This is a genomic window from Sphingomonas azotifigens NBRC 15497 (assembly GCF_002091475.1).
In the GTDB taxonomy this organism is placed as follows: Bacteria; Pseudomonadota; Alphaproteobacteria; order Sphingomonadales; family Sphingomonadaceae; genus Sphingomonas; species Sphingomonas azotifigens.
In genome coordinates this window covers 1-21,192 of sequence record NZ_BCTR01000052.1, presented here as the reverse complement: position 1 = coordinate 21,192, position 21,192 = coordinate 1, and the positions used below count along the sequence as shown (strand labels likewise).

The window sequence follows — 21,192 nt, the reverse complement described above, 5'->3', positions numbered from 1 at the left end:
GGAAAAGGGGGAATGCAATGCGGACGTGGTTGTTGACGGCGCTGGGGCTCGCCATCGCCGTGCCGGCACAGGCGCAGGTGCGGTCCACCGAACCCCAGTCCATCGTGAAGGCGCTGCAGGACGCCGGCTACAAGGCCGAGCTCACCAAGGACAAGGACGGCGATCCGCTGATCCGCAGCGCCGCGCAAGGCTACAAGTTCACGATCTTCTTCATGAACTGCGAGAAGAACGTGAAGTGCGGCGACATCCAGTTCTATGCCGGCTGGAGCGACAAGCTCACGCCCCAGCGCGCCAATGACTGGAACAGCAAGCACCGCTTCGCCCGCGCCTATTCGGACGAGCAGGGCGAGGCGGCGCTCGAATATGACGTGAACCTCGAGGACCAGGCGATCCCTGTGGCGCTGTTCCGCAAGGATATCGACCTGTGGGAATCGCTGGTCGGCAGCTTCGTCGACTTCATCACCGCGGCGAAGGACGGCGCCGCGAAGAAGCCCTGATGGCTGCGGCAGCGGCGCGGGGGGGCTCCCGCGCCGCTGCCGCCGGATCAGCCGCGCGCGCGCGCCAGTTCGCGCCAGCCGATGTCGCGACGGCAGAAGCCGGTGGGGAAGGTGATGGCGTCAACCCCGCGATAGGCGGCCGCCTGGGCGCTGGCGATATCGGGTCCGATCGCGGTGACGTTCAGCACCCGCCCGCCGCTTGCGACGATCGTGTCGCCCTGCTGCCTGGTGCCGGCGTGGAACACCTTCACGCCGTCGGCCTCCGCCGCCGCGATCCCCTCGATCGTGCCGCCGGTCTCGGGCGTGCCGGGATAGCCGCGCGCCGCCATCACCACCGTCAGCGCGGTATCGGGGCGGAAGCGCGGAGCGGGGCGGCCGGCCAGTTCGCCGCGGGCGGTGGCCAGCAGCAGCTCGAGCAAATCGTCCTCCAGCCGCAGCATCAGCACCTGGCATTCGGGATCGCCGAAGCGGGCGTTGTACTCGATCAGCTTGGGCCCGGTCTTGGTGAGCATCAGACCGGCATAGAGCACGCCCGAATAGGGCATGCCCTCGGCCGCCAGCGTCGCGATCGTCGGCTCGACGATCTGGTCCATTGCCGCGCGTTCCAGTGCCGGGGTCAGGACAGGCGCGGGGCTATAGGCGCCCATGCCGCCGGTGTTGGGGCCGACATCGCCTTCGCCGACGCGCTTGTGATCCTGCGCCGATCCGAAGGGCACCGCCGTCGTGCCGTCGGTGATCACGAACAGGCTGGCTTCCTCGCCGTCGAGAAACTCCTCGATCACCGCGCTGGCGCCGGCATCGGCGAAGATCGCGGTCAGCGCGCCGACCGCCTCGTCGCGCGTCATCGCGACGGTGACGCCCTTGCCGGCGGCGAGGCCGTCGGCCTTGACGACCACCGGCAGGCCGAACGGCTCCAGCGCCGCCAGCGCCTCGTCCAGCCCGTGCACCCGGACATAACCGGCGGTCGGGATGCCGGCGCGCGCGCACAGATCCTTGGTGAAGCCCTTCGATCCTTCGAGCTGCGCCGGCAGGCGATCCGGTCCGAACACCGGAATGCCGGCCTCGCGCAGCGCGTCCGCGACGCCCGCGACCAGCGGCGCCTCGGGGCCCACCACCACCAGGTCGATCGCATATTCCTGCGCGAAGGCGAGCACCGCCGCCGGATCGGTGGGTATCAGGTCGACGCAGGTCGCATGCGCCGCTATGCCCGGATTGCCCGGTGCGGCGAAGAGCTGCGTCAGCAGCGGCGATTGCGCGAGTTTCCAGGCGAGCGCATGTTCGCGACCCCCCGACCCCAGTAGCAGGACGTTCATGGCCGACCCCCTTTTCGAGACTTCATCGGCGCGGCTCGTAGCCGAGGCGGTGCCCGGGGACAACGCGGCACCGATGAGTGTCAGCGAACTCTCCGGTCGGCTGAAGCGCATGGTCGAGGGCGAGTTCGGCCATGTCCGGCTGCGCGGGGAGATTTCGGGCTGGAAGCGCGCCGCCTCGGGGCACGCCTATCTTGCGCTGAAGGACATGGACGCGGTGATCGACGGGGTGATCTGGCGCGGTGCCGCCTCCGCCCTGCCGTTCCAGCCGCAGGACGGGCTGGAGGTGATCGCCACCGGCAAGCTCACCATCTATCCGGGCCGATCGAAATACCAGATCGTCATCGAGCGGATGGAACTGGCCGGCGAAGGCGCGCTGATGGCGCTGCTCGAAAGGCTGAAGGCGAAGCTGGCGGGCGAGGGGCTGTTCGACGCCCAGCGGAAAAAGCCGCTGCCTTATATGCCGAAGGTAATCGGTGTGGTGACCTCGCCCACCGGCGCGGTGATCCGCGACATCCTCCACCGGTTGGAGGATCGCTTCCCCAGCCACGTCCTTGTCTGGCCGGTCAAGGTGCAGGGGGATGGGTCGGCGCAGGAGGTGGCGCGGGCGGTGCGCGGGTTCGATGCGATCGCGCCAGGTGGTCCCGTGCCGCGCCCCGACCTGCTGATCGTCGCGCGCGGCGGCGGCTCGATCGAGGATCTCTGGTCGTTCAACGAGGAAGTCGTTGTCCGCGCAGTGGCGGAATGTTCGATCCCGATCATCTCGGCGGTCGGCCACGAGACCGATACGACGCTGTGCGATTTCGCCGCCGATCTCCGTGCGCCGACGCCCACGGCCGCTGCCGAGATCGCGGTGCCGGTGCTGTCCGACGTCCGCCACGGCATCGCGACGCTGGCGCACCGCACCGAGCGCTGTGTCCGCCGCTATCACGAACGCGCCGGCGAGCGGCTGGCAGCGCTGGTCCGCGTGCTGCCGCGCCGCGATGCGCTGCTCGGCCCGCAGCGCCAGCGGCTCGACGATGCCGGCGCGCGGCTTGGGCTGGCGCTCGAACGACGAGTGACGGTGGCGCGCGGCCAGCTCGACCGTGCCGGCGCGGCGCTGCGCCCGGCGGCGCTCGAACAGCGGCTGGCCACCGCGCGGCAGCGGCTGGGCGCCGTCGCGCTCGACCGCGCCGCCGATCGTGAGCTGGTCGCCCTCCGCCAGCGCTTTGCCCGCCCGGCCGAGGCGCTGAAGCTGGCCAGCCTCGAACGCCGCTTCGCCACCGCCTCGGAGCGACTGGCGGCAATGGGGCGCCATCTCGAACTGCTCGACCCCGAACTGCCGCTCAAGAAAGGCTATGCCTGGGTGGAGGGGCGCGGCACCGGCAAGGTGGTCGCTTCGGCCGAGGATGCGCGCGCTGCACAGGCCGTGACGCTGCATTTCGCCGATGGTTCGGTGGATGCCCGGGTTGAGCGTGGTCAAGGCAAGGCCTATGTTGCGCCCAAGCCCGAGCAGCCGACGCTGCTCTAGGGCGCATCCGAAACCGAGTAGAGCAGGAATGGCGCCGACCATGCTGATGTCCAACACCGCCCGCGTCGCCAAGCTGCACTATATGGCCAATGGCTTCCGCGTCCTTGCCCCCGGCGACCATGTGCTGTGCGCGGTTACCGGCGAGCGTATTCCCGTCGACATGCTGCGCTATTGGAGCGTCGCGCGCCAGGAAGCCTATGCCACCCCGGAGGCTGCGACCGAGGCCCTTCTCGCGCGATGATCGACCGGCGGCGGTTCGCCGCGGGCGTGCTGGCGGCGGCCTTCGGTGCGCCTGCTGCGCGGGCGGGCGGCGATCCTTTCGCGCTGGCGGGCACGTTCGAGCAGGGCGGTATCGCCCGCGGGCAGCTGCCGTCCGGCGCCACCGCGCTCCGCTTCAACGACACGGCGATTCCCTTCGCCGCCGATCGTCGCTTCCTGATCGCCTTTGATCGCGACGCGCCGCCCACCGCGACGGTGGAGGCGGTGCTGGGCGATGGCCGGATCGTGCGCGACCCGCTCGTCATCGCGCCGCGCGCCTGGAACATCTCGCGGCTCGACCGGCTTGCCAAATATCCGGTACCGAGCGCCGAATTCGAGGCTCGCCGCCCCGCCGAACTGGCCCGGATCGCCGCGGCGCGCGCGCGGCAGACCGCGGCGGATGGCTGGCGCCAGCCCTTCGCCTGGCCGGCGACCGGCCGCATTTCCACGCTGTTCGGATCGCAGCGCATCTACGCCGGCGAGCCGGGTGCCTATCATTCGGGCATCGACATCGCGCTGCCCACCGGCACCCCGGTTCGCGCGCCGGCGGACGGCGTGGTGATCCTGGCGGCCGAGGCGCCGTTCACGCTGGAGGGCAATCTGTTGATGCTCGATCACGGCATGGGCCTGTCGAGCGCGTTCCTTCACCTCTCGCGGATCGACGTGCGCGAAGGCGATGCGGTGCGGCAGGGCCAGGCGATCGGCGCGGTCGGCGCGACCGGCCGCGCGACCGGGCCGCATCTGCATTGGGGACTGATGTGGCGCGGGGCGCGGATCGATCCGCTGCTGGTCGCGGGGGCGATGCCTGCGCGCTGACCTGCGTCCGGGCCCGACACGGCGGCGCGGATACCGCAAAGGAAAAGGGGCGGCACTCGAGTGAGTGCCGCCCCCAGTTCGATCTTCCCCGAAGGGATGGGATCAGAACTTGAACCGTGCGCCAGCGCTGAACGTCCGGCCGATGACACCGGCATAGTGCCAGGTCGGCAGGTAGTTCGTGCCCGAGTAGGACGAGTTGGCGACGGGCGCACGTTCGTTGGTGAAGTTGCCGACGTTCACATAGAAGGTGAAATCGTCGTTGACCTTCACCTGCGCGTTCAGGTCCGCATAGATGAAGCGGCGAACGGTGCAGTACTGATCGCGCGAAGCTGCGCTCGGGTAGCTGTAGAGGCTGCCCGCCGCCGCGGCGCACGACAGATCGATCTTGCCGTTGACCGGCGATTCCTCGTCTGCCGCAACCTGCTTGAGGCTGCCGACATAGTAGGTGGTCGCCGAGATCGAGAACTTGCCGACTTCGAGCGTGTTCTGCCAGTTGCCGCGCCATTCCGGCGTACCGGCACCCGACGACAGCTCGTACGGACCGACGGTGCCCTTGTACTTGCGGACCACGCCATCGCCGAAGTCCACGTCGAACTTCAGGATCTTGTTCACGTCGACGCGGGTGTAGAACTTCACGCCCGGCGCGATGTTGAACTCACCCGAAGCCGAGAAGTCGAGGCCCTGGGTCTTGAAGTAACCGGCGTTCACGTACGGGCCGTTGATCACCAGCACGCGCGGCAGCGCGGCGGGGAACAGCGGATCGGGTGCATCGACGGCACCAACCGAATAGCCGGCCGGCAGCGGCTTGCCGGCGAAGTAGTTCGCGCGTGCGGTGCCGGCGTCCGGACCCGCGACGATCACGTCCTTCTTCTTCACATTATAATAGTCGATGGTGAAGCTCAGCTGACGGATCGGCTGGAACACCGCGCCGCCGGTGATGCTGCGTGAGGTTTCCGGCTTGAGGTCCGGGTTGCCCGAGAAGCCGCCGCCGACGCTGTACGGCTGTGCATAAGGGTTGCTGCCCGCGGTGCAGCCGCCTGTCGACGTCGCGGTGCCGCCATGGGCCAGCACGAAGCTGCACGGCGGCGAGAAGGTGACGAAGCCCGGATAGCTCGACCGCGGATTGCTTTCCGCGAAGGTCGGGGCGCGGAAGCCTTCCGAATAGGTGCCGCGCAGCATCAGCTCGCGGACCGGCTTCACCTTGATGCCAACCTTCGGCGAGAAGTGGCTGAAGCCTTCGGAATAATGGTCGTAGCGGCCCGAACCCGTCAGCTCGACGTCCTTCAGCACGGGTGCGCTGACTTCGAAATAGGCCGCGCTTACCGTGTGCCGACCGAACGCAGCCGCCGTGTTGGCATAGTTCGTCTTGTTCGGGTTGAGCCCCGGATAGTCGAGCGTCTCGCGACGGACCTGGCCGCCGACCGCGACCTGCAGGTCGCCGCCCGGCAGGGTGGCGAATGCGTGGGCGATATTGCCTTCGATCGACGCGAGCGAGCTGTTGCCGCGCGCGACGATATCCGGTGCGACGAGCTGACGCGTCGCCGCCGAGTTGAGCGCCGGATTGACGAAGTTGTAGGCACCGGTCGCCACCGCCTGGCGCAGCCCGTCGATGCTGATCGTGCCGAACGAAGCGAGTTTGATGTTGTCGCGTGCGCCCACGGCTTCGACGCGCCAGTTCCAGTCGTTGCCGAACGAGCCGTTGAGACCGAAGGTGCCGCGGATCATTTCGTTGCCGCGCTCGGTACCGGCCTTGATGTCACCGAACAGATAGTAGATGCGCGCTGCGCCGTTGGCCGGATCGTTCGCGAAGGCTGCGGCATAGGGGTTGTTCGGGTTGAGCTGGCGGTCGGCAGCGGTCGAGCAGCTCACGCCCGACGAGCAGATATAGACCGGCAGCGCGATGCCCGGGTTGTTCGACGCGGTGGTCGGCGACGCGCCATAGGGCTGACGCTGGCGGATCGCCGGCGGCAAGACGTTGATGTTGACCTGGCTGTGCGAATAGCTGCCGGTGGCATAGGCTTCGATATTGTCGTTGAGGCGGATGCTCAGGCGGCCGTTGACGGAGAAGCGCTCCTGGAACGGCTGCACCTGGGTGTATTCGTCGGTCAGGTTGTGCGCGCAGCCCGTGCCGCCCGAGGCGCCTGCCACGGTGTAGGTGCGGTTGCACAAGGCCGGATTGAGCAGCTGATAGGTGCCGGCGCCGGTCGCACCGCCGGAGAAGGGGTTGTTCGGGTCGCTGCCGGTGACGCGGCGGACGACCGCGTTCGGGGTGGCAGTGGTCAGCGAGCTGTCCGCGGTGTTGTTGTCGGCGAGGCCGATCGAGCTCAGGTCGGTGGTGTTGAACGGGAAGCCGACATCATGTGCCGAAACGCGGCCATCGCGCTGATATTCGCCGTTGAGGTACACGTTCCAGCCGGTCGCCTCATAGTCGCCATAGCCGGCCGTCAAGTAGCTGCGGATGCGCGAGGCATAGCCCTTGCCCGCTGCGCCGCCCTCGACACCGCCCTGGATGCCGGTGATGTGCTTCTTCAGGATGATGTTGACCACGCCGCCGATCGCGTCGGCGCCGTAGGTCGAGGATGCGCCGTCCTTCAGCACGTCGACGCGCTCGACGAAGCTGAACGGGATGGTGTTCAGATCGACATAGGAATTGTGGCCGTCATCGTTCAGCGGGAAGTTGGCCGAGCGCAGGCCGTCGACCAGCACCAGCGTCGACGACACGCCGAGGCCGCGCAGCGACACTGCCTGGCCACCGGCCGAGAAGCCGCCTTGGAAACCGGTCGGGATCGAGCCGGCGTTGTCGGCGGAAACGCCACGGATCGCGTCGGCGATCGTGGTGGTACCGGCGCGCTGCAGGGTTTCCACGCTCAGCGTGGTGACCGGCGACGTGGTTTCGGTGTCGGTGCGGCGGAACAGCGAGCCGGTGACGACGATTTCGCCCTGCTGTTCTTGCTGGGCACCGGGGGGCGCCGCGGCGGTCTGATCCTGTGCCTGCGCGGGTGCTGCAAACAGCGCGACCGCGCCAAGGCCTGCTAGCGCCGTTCCAGCGCGCAGACCGGATGCAAATCGAGTCAGTTTCACGTGTGCTTTTCCTTTTTATTCCGTTCGACCGTCACCGGCCGCCGGAAATGTCTCCCCGCTCCGCAGCGCGTGCGGGGCGGCACGGTGCGAAGCTTGAACAAAGGATTAAGGGGGGGCACCCGGCTGTAAAGCCGCGCGCGGGCCATTTGCACAATAGTGTATCTAAAATAACACAGCCGAGGCCCCAAATCTGTCTGCGCCGCCCGGCCTGGCCTAAAAATGTTGCGGTGCGGCATCGCCGAAAAATATCAATATCTTTCAAATCTGCTCGATTCGTGAGCAACGGTGCCGCCGGCATTGATATTTCGTAAGCTTTTTTCCGACCTGTCAGACATTATCGATCGCAGGTGTTGCGCTTTGGCGACACGTCACAGAAAGCGTGCGTCCGAATGTGTCAGTGGCTTTACAGTTTCCTTCCTTGGTTGCTTCCTAGCAAGCAGCACTTCCTGGCTTGCATGGGGCTATGCCGGGAACGTGGGGAGACATCCCCGGCGGGTGGGGCGCCGTCGGGGCAACCGAGGGACAATTGATGAATAATAACCAAAAGAACCTGCGCGCCGGGTCGGCGCTGTCGGCGTTGATTCTGGCGAGCGTAGGCGTGGTCGCCGCGGTGCCGGTGCAGGCGCAGGAAACGACTCCCAGCACCTCCACCCAGCAGGCTCAGCCCGCCACACAGGACATCGTGGTCACCGGTTCGCGTATCGCGAATCCGAATCTGACCTCGGTCGTGCCGGTCACCAGCGTGCGCGGCGAAGAGTTCTTTCAGTCCGGTCAGGTATCGATCGGCGACCAGCTGAACCAGCTGCCGCAGCTTGCTTCGACGTTCAGCCAGTCGAACTCGACGCGCTTCCTCGGCACGGCGGGCTTGAACCTGCTCGATCTTCGTCAGCTTGGCACCTCGCGTACGCTGGTGCTCGTGAACGGTCGCCGGCATGTCGCCAGCGACATCCTCAATTCGGGCGTCTCGGTCGACACCAATACCATCCCGACCGATCTCATCGACCGCGTCGACATCGTCACCGGTGGTAGCTCGGCGGTATATGGCTCGGACGCAATCGCCGGCGTCGTGAACTTCGTGCTGAAGGATCATTTCGAGGGTCTGCAGGCGCGTGCCCAATCGGGCGTCAGCACCTATGGTGATGCCGCGTCACAATTCGTCAGCGTGCTCGCCGGCAAGAATTTCAGCGAAGGCCGCGGCAATGTCGCCGTCAACGCCGAGTTCGCGCACCAGGATCAGTATTTCGGCAGCGGCCGCAAATATGTCGCGGACAATGCCGCCTTCATTCAGGTCCTCCAGCCAGGCAGCGGCACCGCCAGCACGCCGGAACGCATTCTCTATCATGACGTCCGCAATGCGGGGTACACCAATGCGGGCGTGGTGCGCTTTGGTGGCACCAACTCGCCGCTGAACTGCGGAGTGGGGCCGAATGGCGTCGGCTATAACTGCCCCTATACGTTCACCACCGGTGGCAACCTCGTGCCGCTTACCGGCCAGCGCGTTGGCTTTGGTCCGACGGGCAGCTTCATCGGCGGCAACGGCAACACGTTCCGCGAAGACACCCAGTTCCAGCTCCAGCCGCGCCTTGACCGCGTGAACCTGAACCTGGTCGCACATTATAGCTTCAGCGACCTTTTCGAGCCATTCGTCGAAGCGACCTGGTCGCACACCGTGGTGTACGGTTCCGGCTCCGGTGGTCCCGCGTTTGTCTCGGGCACCACGCTTGGCGGAGATCCGCGCGAACGTGTCCGGCTCGATAACCCCTATCTGACGGATCAGGCGCGATCGCTGATCACCGCGCAGTTGATCGCGAGCGGTTCGGACCCGTCCAAGATCACGGGCGCGACGCGCTTCTCGGTGCGTGAGGTGATGACGGGCCTCGGCTATCGTGCGGAGCAGTCGACCCGTGACACCTATCGCGCGGTTGCTGGCGTGCGAGGCGCCTTCAACGATACCTTCCGCTACGAATTGTCCGCGAACTATGGCGAGTTCCAGGAAAAGACCCGCATTCTCGGTAACCTGAACCAGCAGCGGTTCCTGCTTGCGAACGACGCGGCCCGGAACGGCGCCGGGCAGATCGTCTGCCGGTCACAGATCGATCCCAGCGCGGCTATCCCTGCCGTCGACAATGACGCTATCCTCGCACGCGACGTGGCCGCTTGCGTTCCGATCAACCTCATGGGTGGTCAGTTCACCAACGCCCAGCGCGCCTATTTGCTGCAGGACACGACCTCGATCGGCAAGATCACGCAGTTCGATGTGAACGGCTTCGTGTCGGGTGACCTGCACAACCTGTTCTCGTTGCCCGGTGGCCCCATCGCCTTCTCGATCGGCGGGGAATATCGTCGCGAAACCAACTACTACAAGCAGGATCCGCTGGTCGAGCAGGGCTACACCTTCTACAACGCGATTCCGACGTTCACCGCCCCGGCGATGACGGTTAAGGAGGCATTTGGCGAAATCCGGGTTCCGCTGCTGAAGGACCTGCCGCTGCTGCGCGACTTGACCCTTTCGGCTGCGGGCCGCGTATCCGACTACAATACCAAGACGGGTACCGTATGGTCGTATAACTTCGGTGGCGAGTGGTCTCCGATCCGCGACATCCGCTTCCGTGCCAATTATGCGCGGGCAGTGCGGGCGCCGAACCTTGGCGAACTGTACACCCCGCCGGGGCAGAACTTTGCCCCGGGCTTTGCCGATCCCTGCGCTCGCGACAACATCACCGGTGGCCCGAACCCGGCGACGCGCGCCAAGAACTGCGCGGCTGCCGGTATCCCGACCAGCTATAACTACAATTACTCGCAGTCTCTGGAGGTCAAGAGCGGCGGCAATCCCAACCTGACGGCGGAGAAGTCGGACTCTTACACCTTCGGCGTGGCCATCCAGCCGCACTGGGTGCCGGGCCTGTCGCTGACGGTCGATTATTACAACATCAAGGTACGCGAGGCGATTTCGTCGATCGACGCGCAGACGATCGCCAATTTCTGCTACGATCTGGCTTCTGGCAACGGCGCGTACTGCTCGCTGTTCCAGCGCGCCGGCTCCGGCGGTGCGGCGAGCGGGGAAGAGCCCTATCGCATCATCGAAGGGTCGCTGATCGCGTCTTCGGCCAATTTCGGCCTTCTGCGTGCACGCGGCATCGATGTCGATCTCGCCTATCAGCACCAGATCAGCGATGTCGGCCTCGTGAACTTCCGGGTCAACTATTCGCACGTGATCCAGCGTGACGATTATGTCGATCCGAACAATCCCAGCTACATCACCCGCTATCGCGGCAATCTCGGTACGCCGATTGACCGCTTCGTCCTGAATACGGATGTGAAGTCCGGCAAGGTGACGGCCGGCTACCGCCTGCGGTGGATCGGTCATCAGAATGTCGGCGACTTCACGGCGTATAACCCGCTGAACGGCAACCCGCCCTCGGCGCCCTATTATGCGAACTACCGCTATTATCCGGTGGTCGCGTATCACGACATCCGCGTCGACTTTGACGTGTCGCCGCGCTTCAACATCTATGCCGGTATGGACAATGTTGGCGACAAGCACCCGCCGCTCGACACCACCGGCCTCGGAGGCGGCAGCGGCATCTACGATGTCCGCGGCCGGTATATGTACACGGGCATCGCCGCCAAGTTCTGATAGAACTGGCAGCTACGGGAATGGGAGGCGTGCTACGCCTCCCATTTTTTGTGCAACGTCCGCTGCGACTGGCGTTTGCGTCGTGGCCCGCGTTGCAACGCAGGGCGCCCGCTGCCGGATAATTCCCTTGGGTCGGCGCTCGCTGGCGCGCTAGCGCTGGTTGCCATCTGCTCATCGAGATATCGTCATGAAAACCGATTCCCTGGAGTCCACGGTCGAGGCGCTCCTCAGCGCCGGGTGCGCGGCAGACGCAATCTCGCTTGTCGAGCAGCGCGCTGCGGCAGGGGAAGCCGATGCCCGGTATCTACTGGCAATATGGCGGCTCGCGGGTTCGCCGATCGCCCGCGATCTGCCGGGCGCGATGGCTGCGCTGCGCGCTGCGACCGCCGCGGGGCACGAGACCGCCGCCCTGATGGAGATCGCGCTCGTCGCCAACGGCGCAGGTACCGTGCCCGACTGGTACCGGGCGCTCGGTCTGCTTCGGGCGGCGGCGCGTAGCGGGAACGTGATTGCCGCGCAGCACCTTGCCTTACTGGACGCGATGTCGCTCACCGACGAAGGCGACCCCGTGCAGTTGCCTGCACCCGAAATCCTGAACGATGCCCCGCCCATCGTCCGCCTCCCCAAGCTGCTCACCCCGGCCGAGTGCGAGCATTTGGCCATGGCCGCCGCGGACTTGCTGCAGCCGGCACTCGTCTTCGATCCCAAGACCAATCGCATGGTGAATCATCCCGTGCGGACCTCCGACAATGCGGTGATCGGTCCCACCCGCGAGAGCCTGGTCGTGCAGGCGATCCTGCGGCGCGTCGCGGCGGCCACCGGTACCGACGTCGGCCAGGGGGAGCCCGTATCGCTGCTCCGCTATTCGCCCGGCCAACAATATCGTCCGCACCTGGATACCATCAACGGATCGGCGAACCAGCGCATCAAGACCGTGCTGCTGTATCTGAACGAGGGCTTCGCTGGCGGCGAGACCCGGTTCGACCAGCTCGGCATCGACGTCGTTGCACGCGGCGGCGACGCGCTGATCTTCGACAACCTGCTGGCCGACGGCCGGCCCGACCCGCGCGCACGGCATGCCGGGCTGCCGGTCCGAGCAGGCGCGAAATGGGTCGCTACCCGCTGGATACGGGCGAAGCCCTATTCGCCCTGGAACCCCGACTGAGGGGACAGGGAGGGGCTGCGGTGTCGCAGCCCCTCCGGTCGATCAGCCGACGCTGAGCGTCAGCGCGCCATCGCCTTCGTCGACATGGACGGTCGACCCGTCCTTCACCGCGCCGCGCAGAATCAGGTCGGCGAGCGGATCCTGCAGGTACTTCTGCACCGCCCGCTTGAGCGGACGCGCGCCGTACACCGGATCATAGCCGACCCGGCCCAGCCATTCGCGCGCCGCGGGCGACAGATCGATCGCCACCTTGCGGTCCTTGAGCAGCTTGGCGACGCGGCCGACCTGAATGTCGACGATCGGCGCCATATGGTCTGCGCCCAGCCGGTGGAACAGGATGATCTCGTCCAGCCGGTTGAGGAATTCGGGGCGGAAATGCGCCCGCACGACGTCCATCACCTGGGGCTCGACCTCGTCCACCCCGTGCCCGTCGGGCAGGTTGGTGAGGAACTGGCTGCCCAGGTTCGAGGTGAGGATCACGATCGTGTTCGAGAAGTCCACCGTACGGCCCTGGCCGTCGGTCAGGCGACCGTCGTCGAGCACCTGGAGGAGGATGTTGAACACGTCGTTGTGCGCCTTCTCCACCTCGTCGAACAGCACCACCTGATAGGGCCTGCGCCGCACCGCTTCGGTGAGCACGCCGCCTTCCTCATAGCCGACATAGCCCGGAGGGGCGCCGATCAGCCGCGCGACCGCGTGCTTCTCCATGAACTCGCTCATGTCGATGCGCACCATCGCGTTGGGATCGTCGAACAGGAATTCGGCGAGCGCCTTGGTCAGCTCGGTCTTGCCCACGCCCGTCGGCCCGAGGAACAGGAAGCTGCCCAGCGGCCGGTTCGGATCCTGCAGCCCGGCGCGGCTGCGACGCACGGCGGTGGAGACCGCCTTCACCGCATCGGCCTGGCCGATCACCCGGCGCCCAAGCTGCTCCTCCATGTGGAGCAGCTTCTCGCGCTCGCCCTCCAGCATCCGCTCCATCGGAATGCCGGTCCAGCGCGCGACCACGCCGGCGATGTCGTCGGCGGTCACTTCCTCGCGCAGCATCGCGCCCTTGGCGGCGCTCTGCGCCTCGTCGAGCTGGCGGGTGAGCTGGGGGATCACACCGTAGGACAGCTCGCCCGCACGGGCGAGATCGCCCGCACGCTGCGCCTGCTCCAGCTCCAGCCGCGCCTGATCGAGCTGGCCCTTGAGCACCGCCTCGGCGTTGATCTTGTCCTTCTCCGCCTGCCAGCGCGTGGTCAGCTCGGCCGATTGCTGCTCGAGATTGGCGAGGTCCTCTTCCAGCGTGGCAAGCCGGTCGCGCGAGGCCTCGTCGGTCTCGCGCTTCAGCGCCTCGCGCTCGATCTTGAGCTGGATGATCCGCCGGTCGAGGTTCTCGATCTCCTCAGGTTTGCTCTCCACTTCCATGCGGATGCGGCTGGCAGCCTCGTCCATCAGGTCGATCGCCTTGTCGGGCAGGAAGCGGTCGGCGATGTAGCGGTTGGAGAGCGTCGCCGCGGCAACGATCGCCGCGTCGGTGATCCGCACGCCGTGGTGCAGCTCATACTTCTCTTTGAGCCCGCGCAGGATCGAGATCGTGTCCTCGACCGTCGGCTCGCCGACGAAAACCGGCTGGAACCGCCGCTGGAGCGCCGGGTCCTTCTCGACATGCTTCTGATACTCGTCGAGCGTGGTCGCGCCGATGCAGTGCAGCTCGCCGCGGGCGAGCGCGGGCTTGAGCAGATTGCCCGCGTCCATCGCGCCCTCGGCCTTGCCGGCGCCGATCAGCGTGTGCATCTCGTCGATGAACAGCACGATCTGGCCCTCGGCGCCCTTCACCTCGTCGAGCACGCCCTTGAGCCGCTCCTCGAACTCGCCGCGATATTTGGCACCCGCGATCAGGCTGCCCATGTCGAGCGCCATCAGCGTGCGGTCCTTGAGCGTATCGGGCACGTCGCCATTGGCGATGCGCAGCGCGAGCCCCTCGGCGATCGCGGTCTTGCCGACGCCGGGTTCGCCGATCAGCACCGGATTGTTCTTGGTGCGGCGGGCGAGGATCTGGATGGTGCGGCGGATTTCCTCGTCGCGGCCGATCACGGGGTCCAGCTTGCCGGCGCGTGCCGCCTCGGTGAGGTCGCGGGCGAACTTCTTGAGCGCGTCATAGCGATCTTCCGCCGACGCGGTATCGGCGGTGCGGCCGCCGCGCATGGAGTTGATCGCGGTGTTGAGTGCCTCGGGCTTGGCATTCGCCGCCTGCAGCGCCTTGCCGGCCGCCGTGTTGAGGCTCAGCGCCAGCGCGACGAGCAGCCGCTCGACGGTGACGTACGAGTCGCCGGACTTCTGCGCGATCGTCTCGGCCTGATCGAGCACGCGGACGAGGTCGTTGTCGAGCCCCGGCGTCGACTGCGCGCCCGAGCCGCTGACGGCGGGAATCTTGGAGAGCGCCAGGTCGGTCTCGCTCAGCGCGCGCTTGGCATCGCCGCCTGCCGCCTGGATCAGGCCGCTGGCCATGCCCTGCTCGTCTTCGAGCAGCGCCTTCAGAAGATGTTCGGGGCTGATCCGCTGGTGGTTCATGCGGATCGCCACGGTCTGCGCCGATTGCAGGAAGCCCTTGGCGCGGTCGGTGAATTTTTCGAGGTTCATGCCTGATCCCTGTTCGAAGTTGACCAGCAGATAGTGTTGCAAATCAGCAACACAAGAGGGGCGCGTTGCATCATGGCTATCGTACTGCCGTAGCGGTCGACAACGGGAAATCGGGACATTTCCGAGGGGTAAACGAGATTGTCACGGAGGTGTCACGAGAGAGTCCTGATAGTGAAGCGTTACCTATCGAATGTTGCAACGCGGCACGCGTAGCGGCCGCGAAGCCGGGCGAGGGGCCTGGTGCTTTCCCAAGGGGACCATGCGCATGCGCATTCGTACGCTTGCCGCCGGCCTGCTCGCCGGTACGTCGCTGTTTACTGCCGGCGCGGCCATCGCGCAGACGACGCCCACCGCGACGCTCGTCGACGACACCCAGCCGCAAAGCGGCGGTGATGAGATCGTCGTGATCGGCAAGGGCGAGACCCGCCAGACCCAGACGCTGACCCAGGCCGATATCGCGCTGCTCGCGCCGGGCACCAGCCCTCTCAAGGCGATCGAAAAGCTGCCCGGCGTCAACTTCCAGGGCGCCGATCCGTTCGGCGCTTATGAATGGGCCGGCCGCATCTCGATCCGCAGCTTCAACCAGAACCAGCTGGGCTTCACGCTCGACGGCATCCCGCTCGGCGACGCGAGCTATGGCAACGTCAACGGCCTGCACATCAGCCGCGCGATCATCAGCGAGAACATCGCCGAGACGCGGGTGGCGCAGGGCTCGGGCTCGATCGACACCCAGGCGACCAACAATCTCGGCGGCACGCTCGAGTTCATCTCCAGCGACCCGAAGGAAAAGCTGAGCGCCGAGCTGAACGGCACCGGCGGCAGCGACAGCTTCTGGCGCATCTTTGGCCGAATCGACACCGGCGAGCTGACGCCGGGCGGCACCCGCGCCTATGTCTCCTACCTCCACTCGGATACCGACAAGTGGAAGGGCTGGGGCTCGCAGCGCATCAACCAGGTCAACGCCAAGGTGGTGACGCCGCTGACCCCGGAACTGCGCGCAGTGGGTACGTTCGACTATTCGGATCGTCGCGAGAACGACTATCAGGACATGTCGCTCGATATGATCAAGCGTCTCGGCTATAACTGGGACAACATCTCGAACGATTACGCCAAGGCGATCCGCCTGGCGGATATCGCCAACAATATCGACAATGTGAACAACACGACCGGCAAGCCGGGTCCGGATGGCCTGTCCGACGTGACCGGCAATCCCCCGAGCAACGCGGCGGCCGGCACCAGCTTCCCGGCGCCGATCACCTCGGTCGACGATGCCTATTACAACGCCGCCGGGCTTCGCCGCGACTATCTCGGCTCGCTCGGGGTGGAGACCACCAGCGGCTCGGCGATCCATGGTGCGCTGAAGGGCTATTACCACAGCAACCATGGCCAGGGCCTGTGGTACACGCCGTATGTCAGCTCGCCCAACGGCGTCCCGATGTCGCTGCGCACCACCGAATATGACATCCGCCGCGGCGGCGTGTTCGGCAATCTCGGCACCAAGATCGGCATGCACGATCTGACCGTCGGCGGCTGGTTCGAGAGCAACGATTTCCGCCAGGCGCGGCGCTTCTACGCGCTGTCCAGCCGCACCGATCCGGGTCGCGACAGCCTGCAGTTCCAGAGCAATCCGTTCTTCACCCAGTGGTATTACAAGTACCAGACGGACACGGTGCAATATTATGTCCAGGACAAGATCGACCTGGGCCAGCTCACCGCCAGCCTGGGCTGGAAGGGTTTCGCGGTCACCAACCACGCTACGCCGATCGTTGCGGGCAGCCTTGCCGGGGGCCGCATCAAGGTGACCGACTGGTTCCAGCCGCATGTCGGCCTGAACTACCGCGTGACCAACGATGCCGAGCTGTTCGCTGGCTTCACCCAGGTGACCCGCGCCTTCGTGTCGGCGGCGACCAGCGGTCCGTTCGCCACCACCCAGGCGGGCTTTAACGCGCTCACCAGCGGCTCGACCCAGCTGAAGCCCGAAGCATCGGACACCTACGAAGTCGGCGGCCGCTACCGCAACGGCATCTTCACCGGCTCGCTGGCGGGCTATTATGTCAACTTTCGTAACCGCCTGCTGGGCGTGACCACTGGCGCCGGCATCGTCGGCAACCCGGTGATCCTGCAGAATGTCGGTGACGTGCGTTCGATCGGCTTCGAAGCAACGGGCGATGTGCGCCTTCCGATGGGTTTCGGCCTGTTCGGCTCGTATAGCTACAACGACTCGACCTATCGCGATAACGTCGTCAGCGGCGGCACCGTTATACCGACCAAGGGCAAGACCGTGGTCGACTCGCCCAAGCACATGCTGAAGGGCGAAGTGACGTGGTCGGGCCAGGGCTTCAACGCCCGCGTCGGCGCCAACTATATGAGCAAGCGCTATTTTACCTACACCAACGACCAGTATGTCGACGGTCGCGTGGTGGTGGATGCGACGCTCGGCTACAAGTTCGATCTGGGCGGCCGGAAGCTGGAGCTGCAGGGCAACGTCACCAACCTGTTCGACAAGAAGTATGTGTCGACGATCGGTACCAACGGCTTCGGCAACAGCGGCGACAACCAGACGCTGATGGTCGGCGCGCCGCAGCAGTTCTTCCTGACGCTGAAGGTCGGCCTGTAAGGGCTGCCTGATGACGGAAAAGGGGGGCGGGGCACCAGGTGCTCCGCCCCCTTTTTGCTTTTGTCATCCCGGCGAAAGCCGGGATCCAGTCGCCTCTCGGTTTCAGCAAGCGCCGGAACGGAGACCCCAATGGATCCCGGCTTTCGCCGGGATGACGCTCGAGGGGGTTCAGCCGGTGACGATCGGATAGGTGATCCGCAGCTCGTCGAGCAGCTTCTCCACCGCGGCGACATCGCCCGCCGCGCCGCTGGGGGCCAGCGACCAGTTGCAATGCGGGTGCGTCTCGGCGTCGTAGACGCGCACCTTGCCCAATACGGTCTTCCAGCGCCGCACGGTGCCGCCATGGCGGCGGACGAGCTGGGCGACGATGCGGTCGATCAGGTCGGCTGCGGTCATCAGGCCCCGGCGGCCGTGAGGCGATCCAGCTGGTCGTGGCTGAGTTCCACGTCCCAGGCGCCGATCAGTTCGTCGAGCTGCTCCACGCTCGTCGCGCTGGCGATCGGGGCGGTGACGCCGTCCTGTGCCGCCAGCCAGGCGAGCGCGATCTGGGCGAGGCTGGCGCCGGTCTCGGCCGCCACTTCGTCCATCGCCGCCAGCACCGCGCCGCCCTTGCCGGCGAGCAGCTTGGCCATGCCACCGCCGCGCACGCTCTTCGAGAGGTCGGCTTCGCTGCGATATTTGCCGGTGAGGAAGCCCGAGGCAAGTCCGTAATAGGGGATCACGCCCAGGTTATGGGTGACGCAGAGGTCCTGCAACTCGCCCTCGAACTTGCGGCGGCTGACGAGATTATATTCGGGCTCCAGCACGCGGAAATGCGGCAGGCCCTCCTTGGTGGCGAGGTCGAGCGCCGATTTCAGCCGCATGGCATGGAAATTCGAGGCGCCCAGCGCGCGGACCTTGCCCGCGTCGATCAGCTTGCCGAACGCGGCGAGATAGTCCTCCTGGGGCACGTCCTCATCGTCCTGATGGGCGAAATAGAGGTCGATCGTCTCGATGCCCAGCCGCTGGAGCGACGCCTCGGCCGCCGCCGCGATCCGCGCCGGGGCGAGCTTCGCCCCGCCCTCGCCCGGCAGCATGCCGACCTTGGTGGAGATCAGCACCTGGTCGCGCTTGCCGGAGGTGCGCAGCCATTCGCCGATCACGCTCTCGGATTCGCCGCCCTGATGGCCCGATACCCAGGCCGAATAGACGTCGGCGGTATCGATCATCACCCCGCCGCGCTCGGCGAAACGATCGAGGATGCGGAAGCTGGCGGCCTTGTCGGCGGTCCAGCCGAACACATTGCCGCCAAGGACGAGCGGCGAAATCTCGAGGCCCGAGGCGCCGAGGTGGCGAAGATGCGGCATGGACGGTCTCCGATGGGAAGGGAGGGCGAGGAACGCGTCAGTCGGTGATCTCGTTGCCCGCCGGGCCCGCGGTATTGGAATAGGCGCTCTCGGCATTGGCGAAGGCGGCGTCTTCCGCTGCGTTCACGTCGGCGACCGCTTCGCCCATCGTGTTGCTGTCGCCGGCCATCGCCTCGTTCGCCTCGGCGGCTTCGTTCTTCGCCTTGTTGCCGCAAGCCGACAGGCCGGTGAGCGCCAGCGCGGCGACGGGGAGGAGGAGAAGCTTGCGCATGGGACTGGGTTCCTTCACGGGGTTTGGGGCCGGGCTAGCCAGAGCCGCAAACGCGCGCAACCGCGCAGCGATGCGTTGACCTGATATAAAGATATCTTTATATCTCTAACCCGCCCATGACAGAGCCCCTCGCCATCTTCCGCGCGCTCGCGGATTCGACCCGGCTGCGCATCGTCGCGTTGCTGCGGGCGATGGAGCTGAGCGTCGGCGAACTGGCGCAGGTGCTGGGGCAGAGCCAGCCGCGGGTGTCGCGCCATGTGAAGATCCTCTGCGATGCCGGGCTCGCCGAGCGGCGCAAGGAAGGCAGCTGGGTGTTCGTGGCGCTCGGCCGGCAGGCGGTGACCGCACCGGTGCTCGCCGCGCTCGACGCTTGGGAGCTGGCGGGCGACCCCTGGGTGGTGGCCGATCAGGCACGTCTTTCGGCGGTTCGCGCCGACCGGGCCAGTGCTGCCGAAGCCTGGTTCGAGGCCAATGCCGGCCAGTGGGACGCGATCCGCTCGCTCCATGTCGCGGAGAGCGAAGTCGAGGCCGCGATGGGCGCCGCGCTGGGCGAGGGCTCGCTCGGCACGCTGGTCGATATCGGCACCGGCACCGGGCGTATGCTCGAGCTGTTCGGTCCGCAGGCCGCGCAGGCGGTGGGGATCGATCGCTCGTCGGAGATGCTGCGGCTGGCCCGCGCCAAGCTCGCCGATCTCGGCCACGCCGAATTGCGCCAGGCCGATCTCTATGCGCTGCCCTTGGCCGACGGTGCTGCGGATACTGCTATATTGCATCATGTGCTCCATTTTGCGCAGCAACCGGCAGCGGCGATCGGCGAGGCGGCACGCGTGCTCGGCCCCGGCGGGCGGCTTCTGATCGTCGATTTCGCACCGCACGAGCGCGAGGAACTGCGCACCCGCGATGCGCATGCGCGACTGGGTTTCTCGGACGAGCAGATGCTCGGCTGGTTCGATCGCGCCGGGCTGGCCCCGGTGCAGGTGCAGACGCTGGAAGGCGGCGCGCTGACGGTGAAATTATGGCTCGGTCGCAAGACCGGGGAGAGTGTGGAAAAGGTGAAGGCGGCATGAGTATCGTAGACCCCATGGCACCGCCCCTGTTCGCCGATGTGGCGGGCGATGTGGCGGTGAGCTTCGAATTCTTCCCGCCCAAGACCGAGAAGATGGAAGAGACGCTGTGGCAGTCGATCGAGACGCTGTCGCCGCTCGGGCCGCGCTTCGTGAGCGTCACCTATGGCGCGGGCGGCACCACCCGCGAGCGCACCCATGCCACGGTTTCCAAGATCGCGCGCGAGACGCCGCTGGCGGCGGCCGCGCACCTCACCTGCGTCGAGGCGACGCGCGAGGAGATCGACCAGATCGCCGAGGAATATTGGGCGGCGGGCGTGCGGCACATCGTCGCGCTGCGCGGCGATCCGCCCCGCGCCGGCGAGAAGTATCGCACCCATCCCGGCGGCTATGAGAATGCGGCGGACCTGGTGGCGGGGCTGCGCCGGCTCCACCCGTTCGAGATTTCGGTGAGCGCCTATCCCGAATGCCACCCGGATTCGCCGAGCCCCGAGGCCGATCTCGATAACCTGAAGCGCAAGATCGACGCCGGCGCCAATCGCGCGATCACCCAGTTCTTCTTCGAGGCCGAGACCTTCCTGCGCTTCCGCGACCGCGCGGCGGCGGCGGGGATCGATGCCGAGATCGTGCCGGGCATCATGCCGGTGATGAACTATGCCAGCGTGGTGAAGATGTCCGCCATGTGCGGCACCGACGTGCCGGCCTGGATGGAGAAGCTGTTCGAGGGACTCGACGACCATCCGGCGGCGCGGCAGCTGGTCTCGGCGACGCTGGCGGCGGAGCTCTGCCGCAAGCTCTATGCGGGTGGGGTGCGGCAGTTCCACTTCTACACGCTTAACCGCGCCGAGCTGAGCTACGCGATCTGCCACCTGCTGGGCCTGCGCCCGCGGGAGCAGGCGGCGGTGGCGGCGGCGTAACCCAACCTAAGCCCCTCCTCCTGGGAGGAGGGGTTGGGGGTGGAGGGATGCCAGACCCTCTGTTGGTCTCGGTGAGACCCT

At 66.5% G+C, this 21,192-nt stretch carries 15 protein-coding genes; 9 read left to right on the top strand and 6 right to left on the bottom strand.

The genetic code is table 11. From position 1 onward, the window contains the following. Positions 1-17: 17 nt before the first annotated feature. On the top strand, positions 18-497 hold the full coding sequence (locus SAZ01S_RS16520; protein ID WP_084583384.1) for a YbjN domain-containing protein: 480 nt from the start codon (positions 18-20) through the stop codon (positions 495-497). A gap of 47 nt (positions 498-544) precedes the next feature. Here SAZ01S_RS16520 and purD read toward each other — a convergent pair whose 3' ends face one another. After that, a complete protein-coding gene (purD, locus tag SAZ01S_RS16515) occupies positions 545-1,810 on the bottom strand; it encodes a phosphoribosylamine--glycine ligase (protein ID WP_084583383.1) in 1,266 nt (421 codons plus the stop codon). On the opposite strand from purD, the gene xseA reads away from it, so the two are divergent. Genes xseA through SAZ01S_RS16500 form a run of 3 tightly spaced genes read left to right on the top strand, consistent with a single transcriptional unit; the run spans position 1,809 to position 4,391 of the window. Then, positions 1,809-3,317, top strand: coding sequence for an exodeoxyribonuclease VII large subunit (gene xseA / locus SAZ01S_RS16510; protein ID WP_084583382.1), 1,509 nt, complete (start codon positions 1,809-1,811; stop codon positions 3,315-3,317). The two genes, purD and xseA, sit on opposite strands and share 2 nt — an antisense overlap. Before the next feature lie 40 nt (positions 3,318-3,357). Continuing rightward, on the top strand, positions 3,358-3,558 hold the full coding sequence (locus tag SAZ01S_RS16505) for a DUF2093 domain-containing protein (RefSeq protein WP_084583413.1): 201 nt from the start codon (positions 3,358-3,360) through the stop codon (positions 3,556-3,558). Further along, the gene (locus SAZ01S_RS16500; RefSeq protein WP_084583381.1) at positions 3,555-4,391 is read left to right on the top strand and encodes a M23 family metallopeptidase; all 837 of its coding nucleotides are present in this window, start codon (positions 3,555-3,557) and stop codon (positions 4,389-4,391) included. The genes SAZ01S_RS16505 and SAZ01S_RS16500 overlap by 4 nt, the downstream gene beginning before the upstream one ends. Before the next feature lie 102 nt (positions 4,392-4,493). Here the strand turns inward: SAZ01S_RS16500 and SAZ01S_RS16495 are convergent, their stop codons facing one another. After that, positions 4,494-7,472: a TonB-dependent receptor domain-containing protein gene (locus SAZ01S_RS16495; RefSeq protein WP_084583380.1), complete on the bottom strand. Its 2,979-nt coding sequence runs from the start codon at positions 7,470-7,472 to the stop codon at positions 4,494-4,496. Between the two features lie 529 nt (positions 7,473-8,001). On the opposite strand from SAZ01S_RS16495, the gene SAZ01S_RS16490 reads away from it, so the two are divergent. Together SAZ01S_RS16490 and SAZ01S_RS16485 are read left to right on the top strand one after the other, a co-directional pair. After that, positions 8,002-11,109: a TonB-dependent receptor domain-containing protein gene (locus SAZ01S_RS16490; RefSeq protein ID WP_084583379.1), complete on the top strand. Its 3,108-nt coding sequence runs from the start codon at positions 8,002-8,004 to the stop codon at positions 11,107-11,109. 187 nt (positions 11,110-11,296) lie between these two features. Then, complete coding sequence (locus tag SAZ01S_RS16485; protein WP_084583378.1) at positions 11,297-12,274, top strand: 2OG-Fe(II) oxygenase; 978 nt, start codon at positions 11,297-11,299, stop codon at positions 12,272-12,274. A 42-nt stretch (positions 12,275-12,316) separates the two neighbouring features. On the opposite strand, the gene clpB is transcribed toward SAZ01S_RS16485, so the two are convergent. Then, positions 12,317-14,896, bottom strand: coding sequence for an ATP-dependent chaperone ClpB (clpB, locus tag SAZ01S_RS16480; protein ID WP_084583412.1), 2,580 nt, complete (start codon positions 14,894-14,896; stop codon positions 12,317-12,319). Positions 14,897-15,161: 265 nt separating this feature from the next. Between clpB and SAZ01S_RS16475 the strand changes: the two genes are divergently transcribed. After that, complete coding sequence (locus SAZ01S_RS16475; RefSeq protein ID WP_167693194.1) at positions 15,162-17,513, top strand: TonB-dependent receptor domain-containing protein; 2,352 nt, start codon at positions 15,162-15,164, stop codon at positions 17,511-17,513. 168 nt (positions 17,514-17,681) lie between these two features. Here the strand turns inward: SAZ01S_RS16475 and SAZ01S_RS16470 are convergent, their stop codons facing one another. From SAZ01S_RS16470 to SAZ01S_RS16460, 3 genes are read right to left on the bottom strand one after another with little or no spacing between them, the layout of a single operon-like run. Further along, positions 17,682-17,909: a hypothetical protein gene (locus SAZ01S_RS16470; protein ID WP_010543862.1), complete on the bottom strand. Its 228-nt coding sequence runs from the start codon at positions 17,907-17,909 to the stop codon at positions 17,682-17,684. Beyond that, positions 17,909-18,859 carry an aldo/keto reductase gene (locus SAZ01S_RS16465; RefSeq protein ID WP_084583376.1) on the bottom strand — a complete coding sequence of 317 codons (951 nt, stop codon included), beginning with the start codon at positions 18,857-18,859 and terminating at the stop codon, positions 17,909-17,911. The genes SAZ01S_RS16470 and SAZ01S_RS16465 overlap by 1 nt, the downstream gene beginning before the upstream one ends. 37 nt (positions 18,860-18,896) lie before the next feature. Further along, a complete protein-coding gene (locus SAZ01S_RS16460; protein ID WP_084583375.1) occupies positions 18,897-19,130 on the bottom strand; it encodes a hypothetical protein in 234 nt (77 codons plus the stop codon). Between the two features lie 116 nt (positions 19,131-19,246). Between SAZ01S_RS16460 and SAZ01S_RS16455 the strand changes: the two genes are divergently transcribed. Both SAZ01S_RS16455 and metF read left to right on the top strand, forming a co-directional pair. After that, positions 19,247-20,197, top strand: coding sequence for an ArsR/SmtB family transcription factor (locus tag SAZ01S_RS16455; protein WP_084583374.1), 951 nt, complete (start codon positions 19,247-19,249; stop codon positions 20,195-20,197). Positions 20,198-20,211: 14 nt separating this feature from the next. Then, entirely contained in the window at positions 20,212-21,111 is a 900-nt protein-coding gene (gene metF, locus SAZ01S_RS16450) for a methylenetetrahydrofolate reductase (RefSeq protein WP_084583373.1), read from the top strand. Positions 21,112-21,192 lie beyond the last annotated feature (81 nt).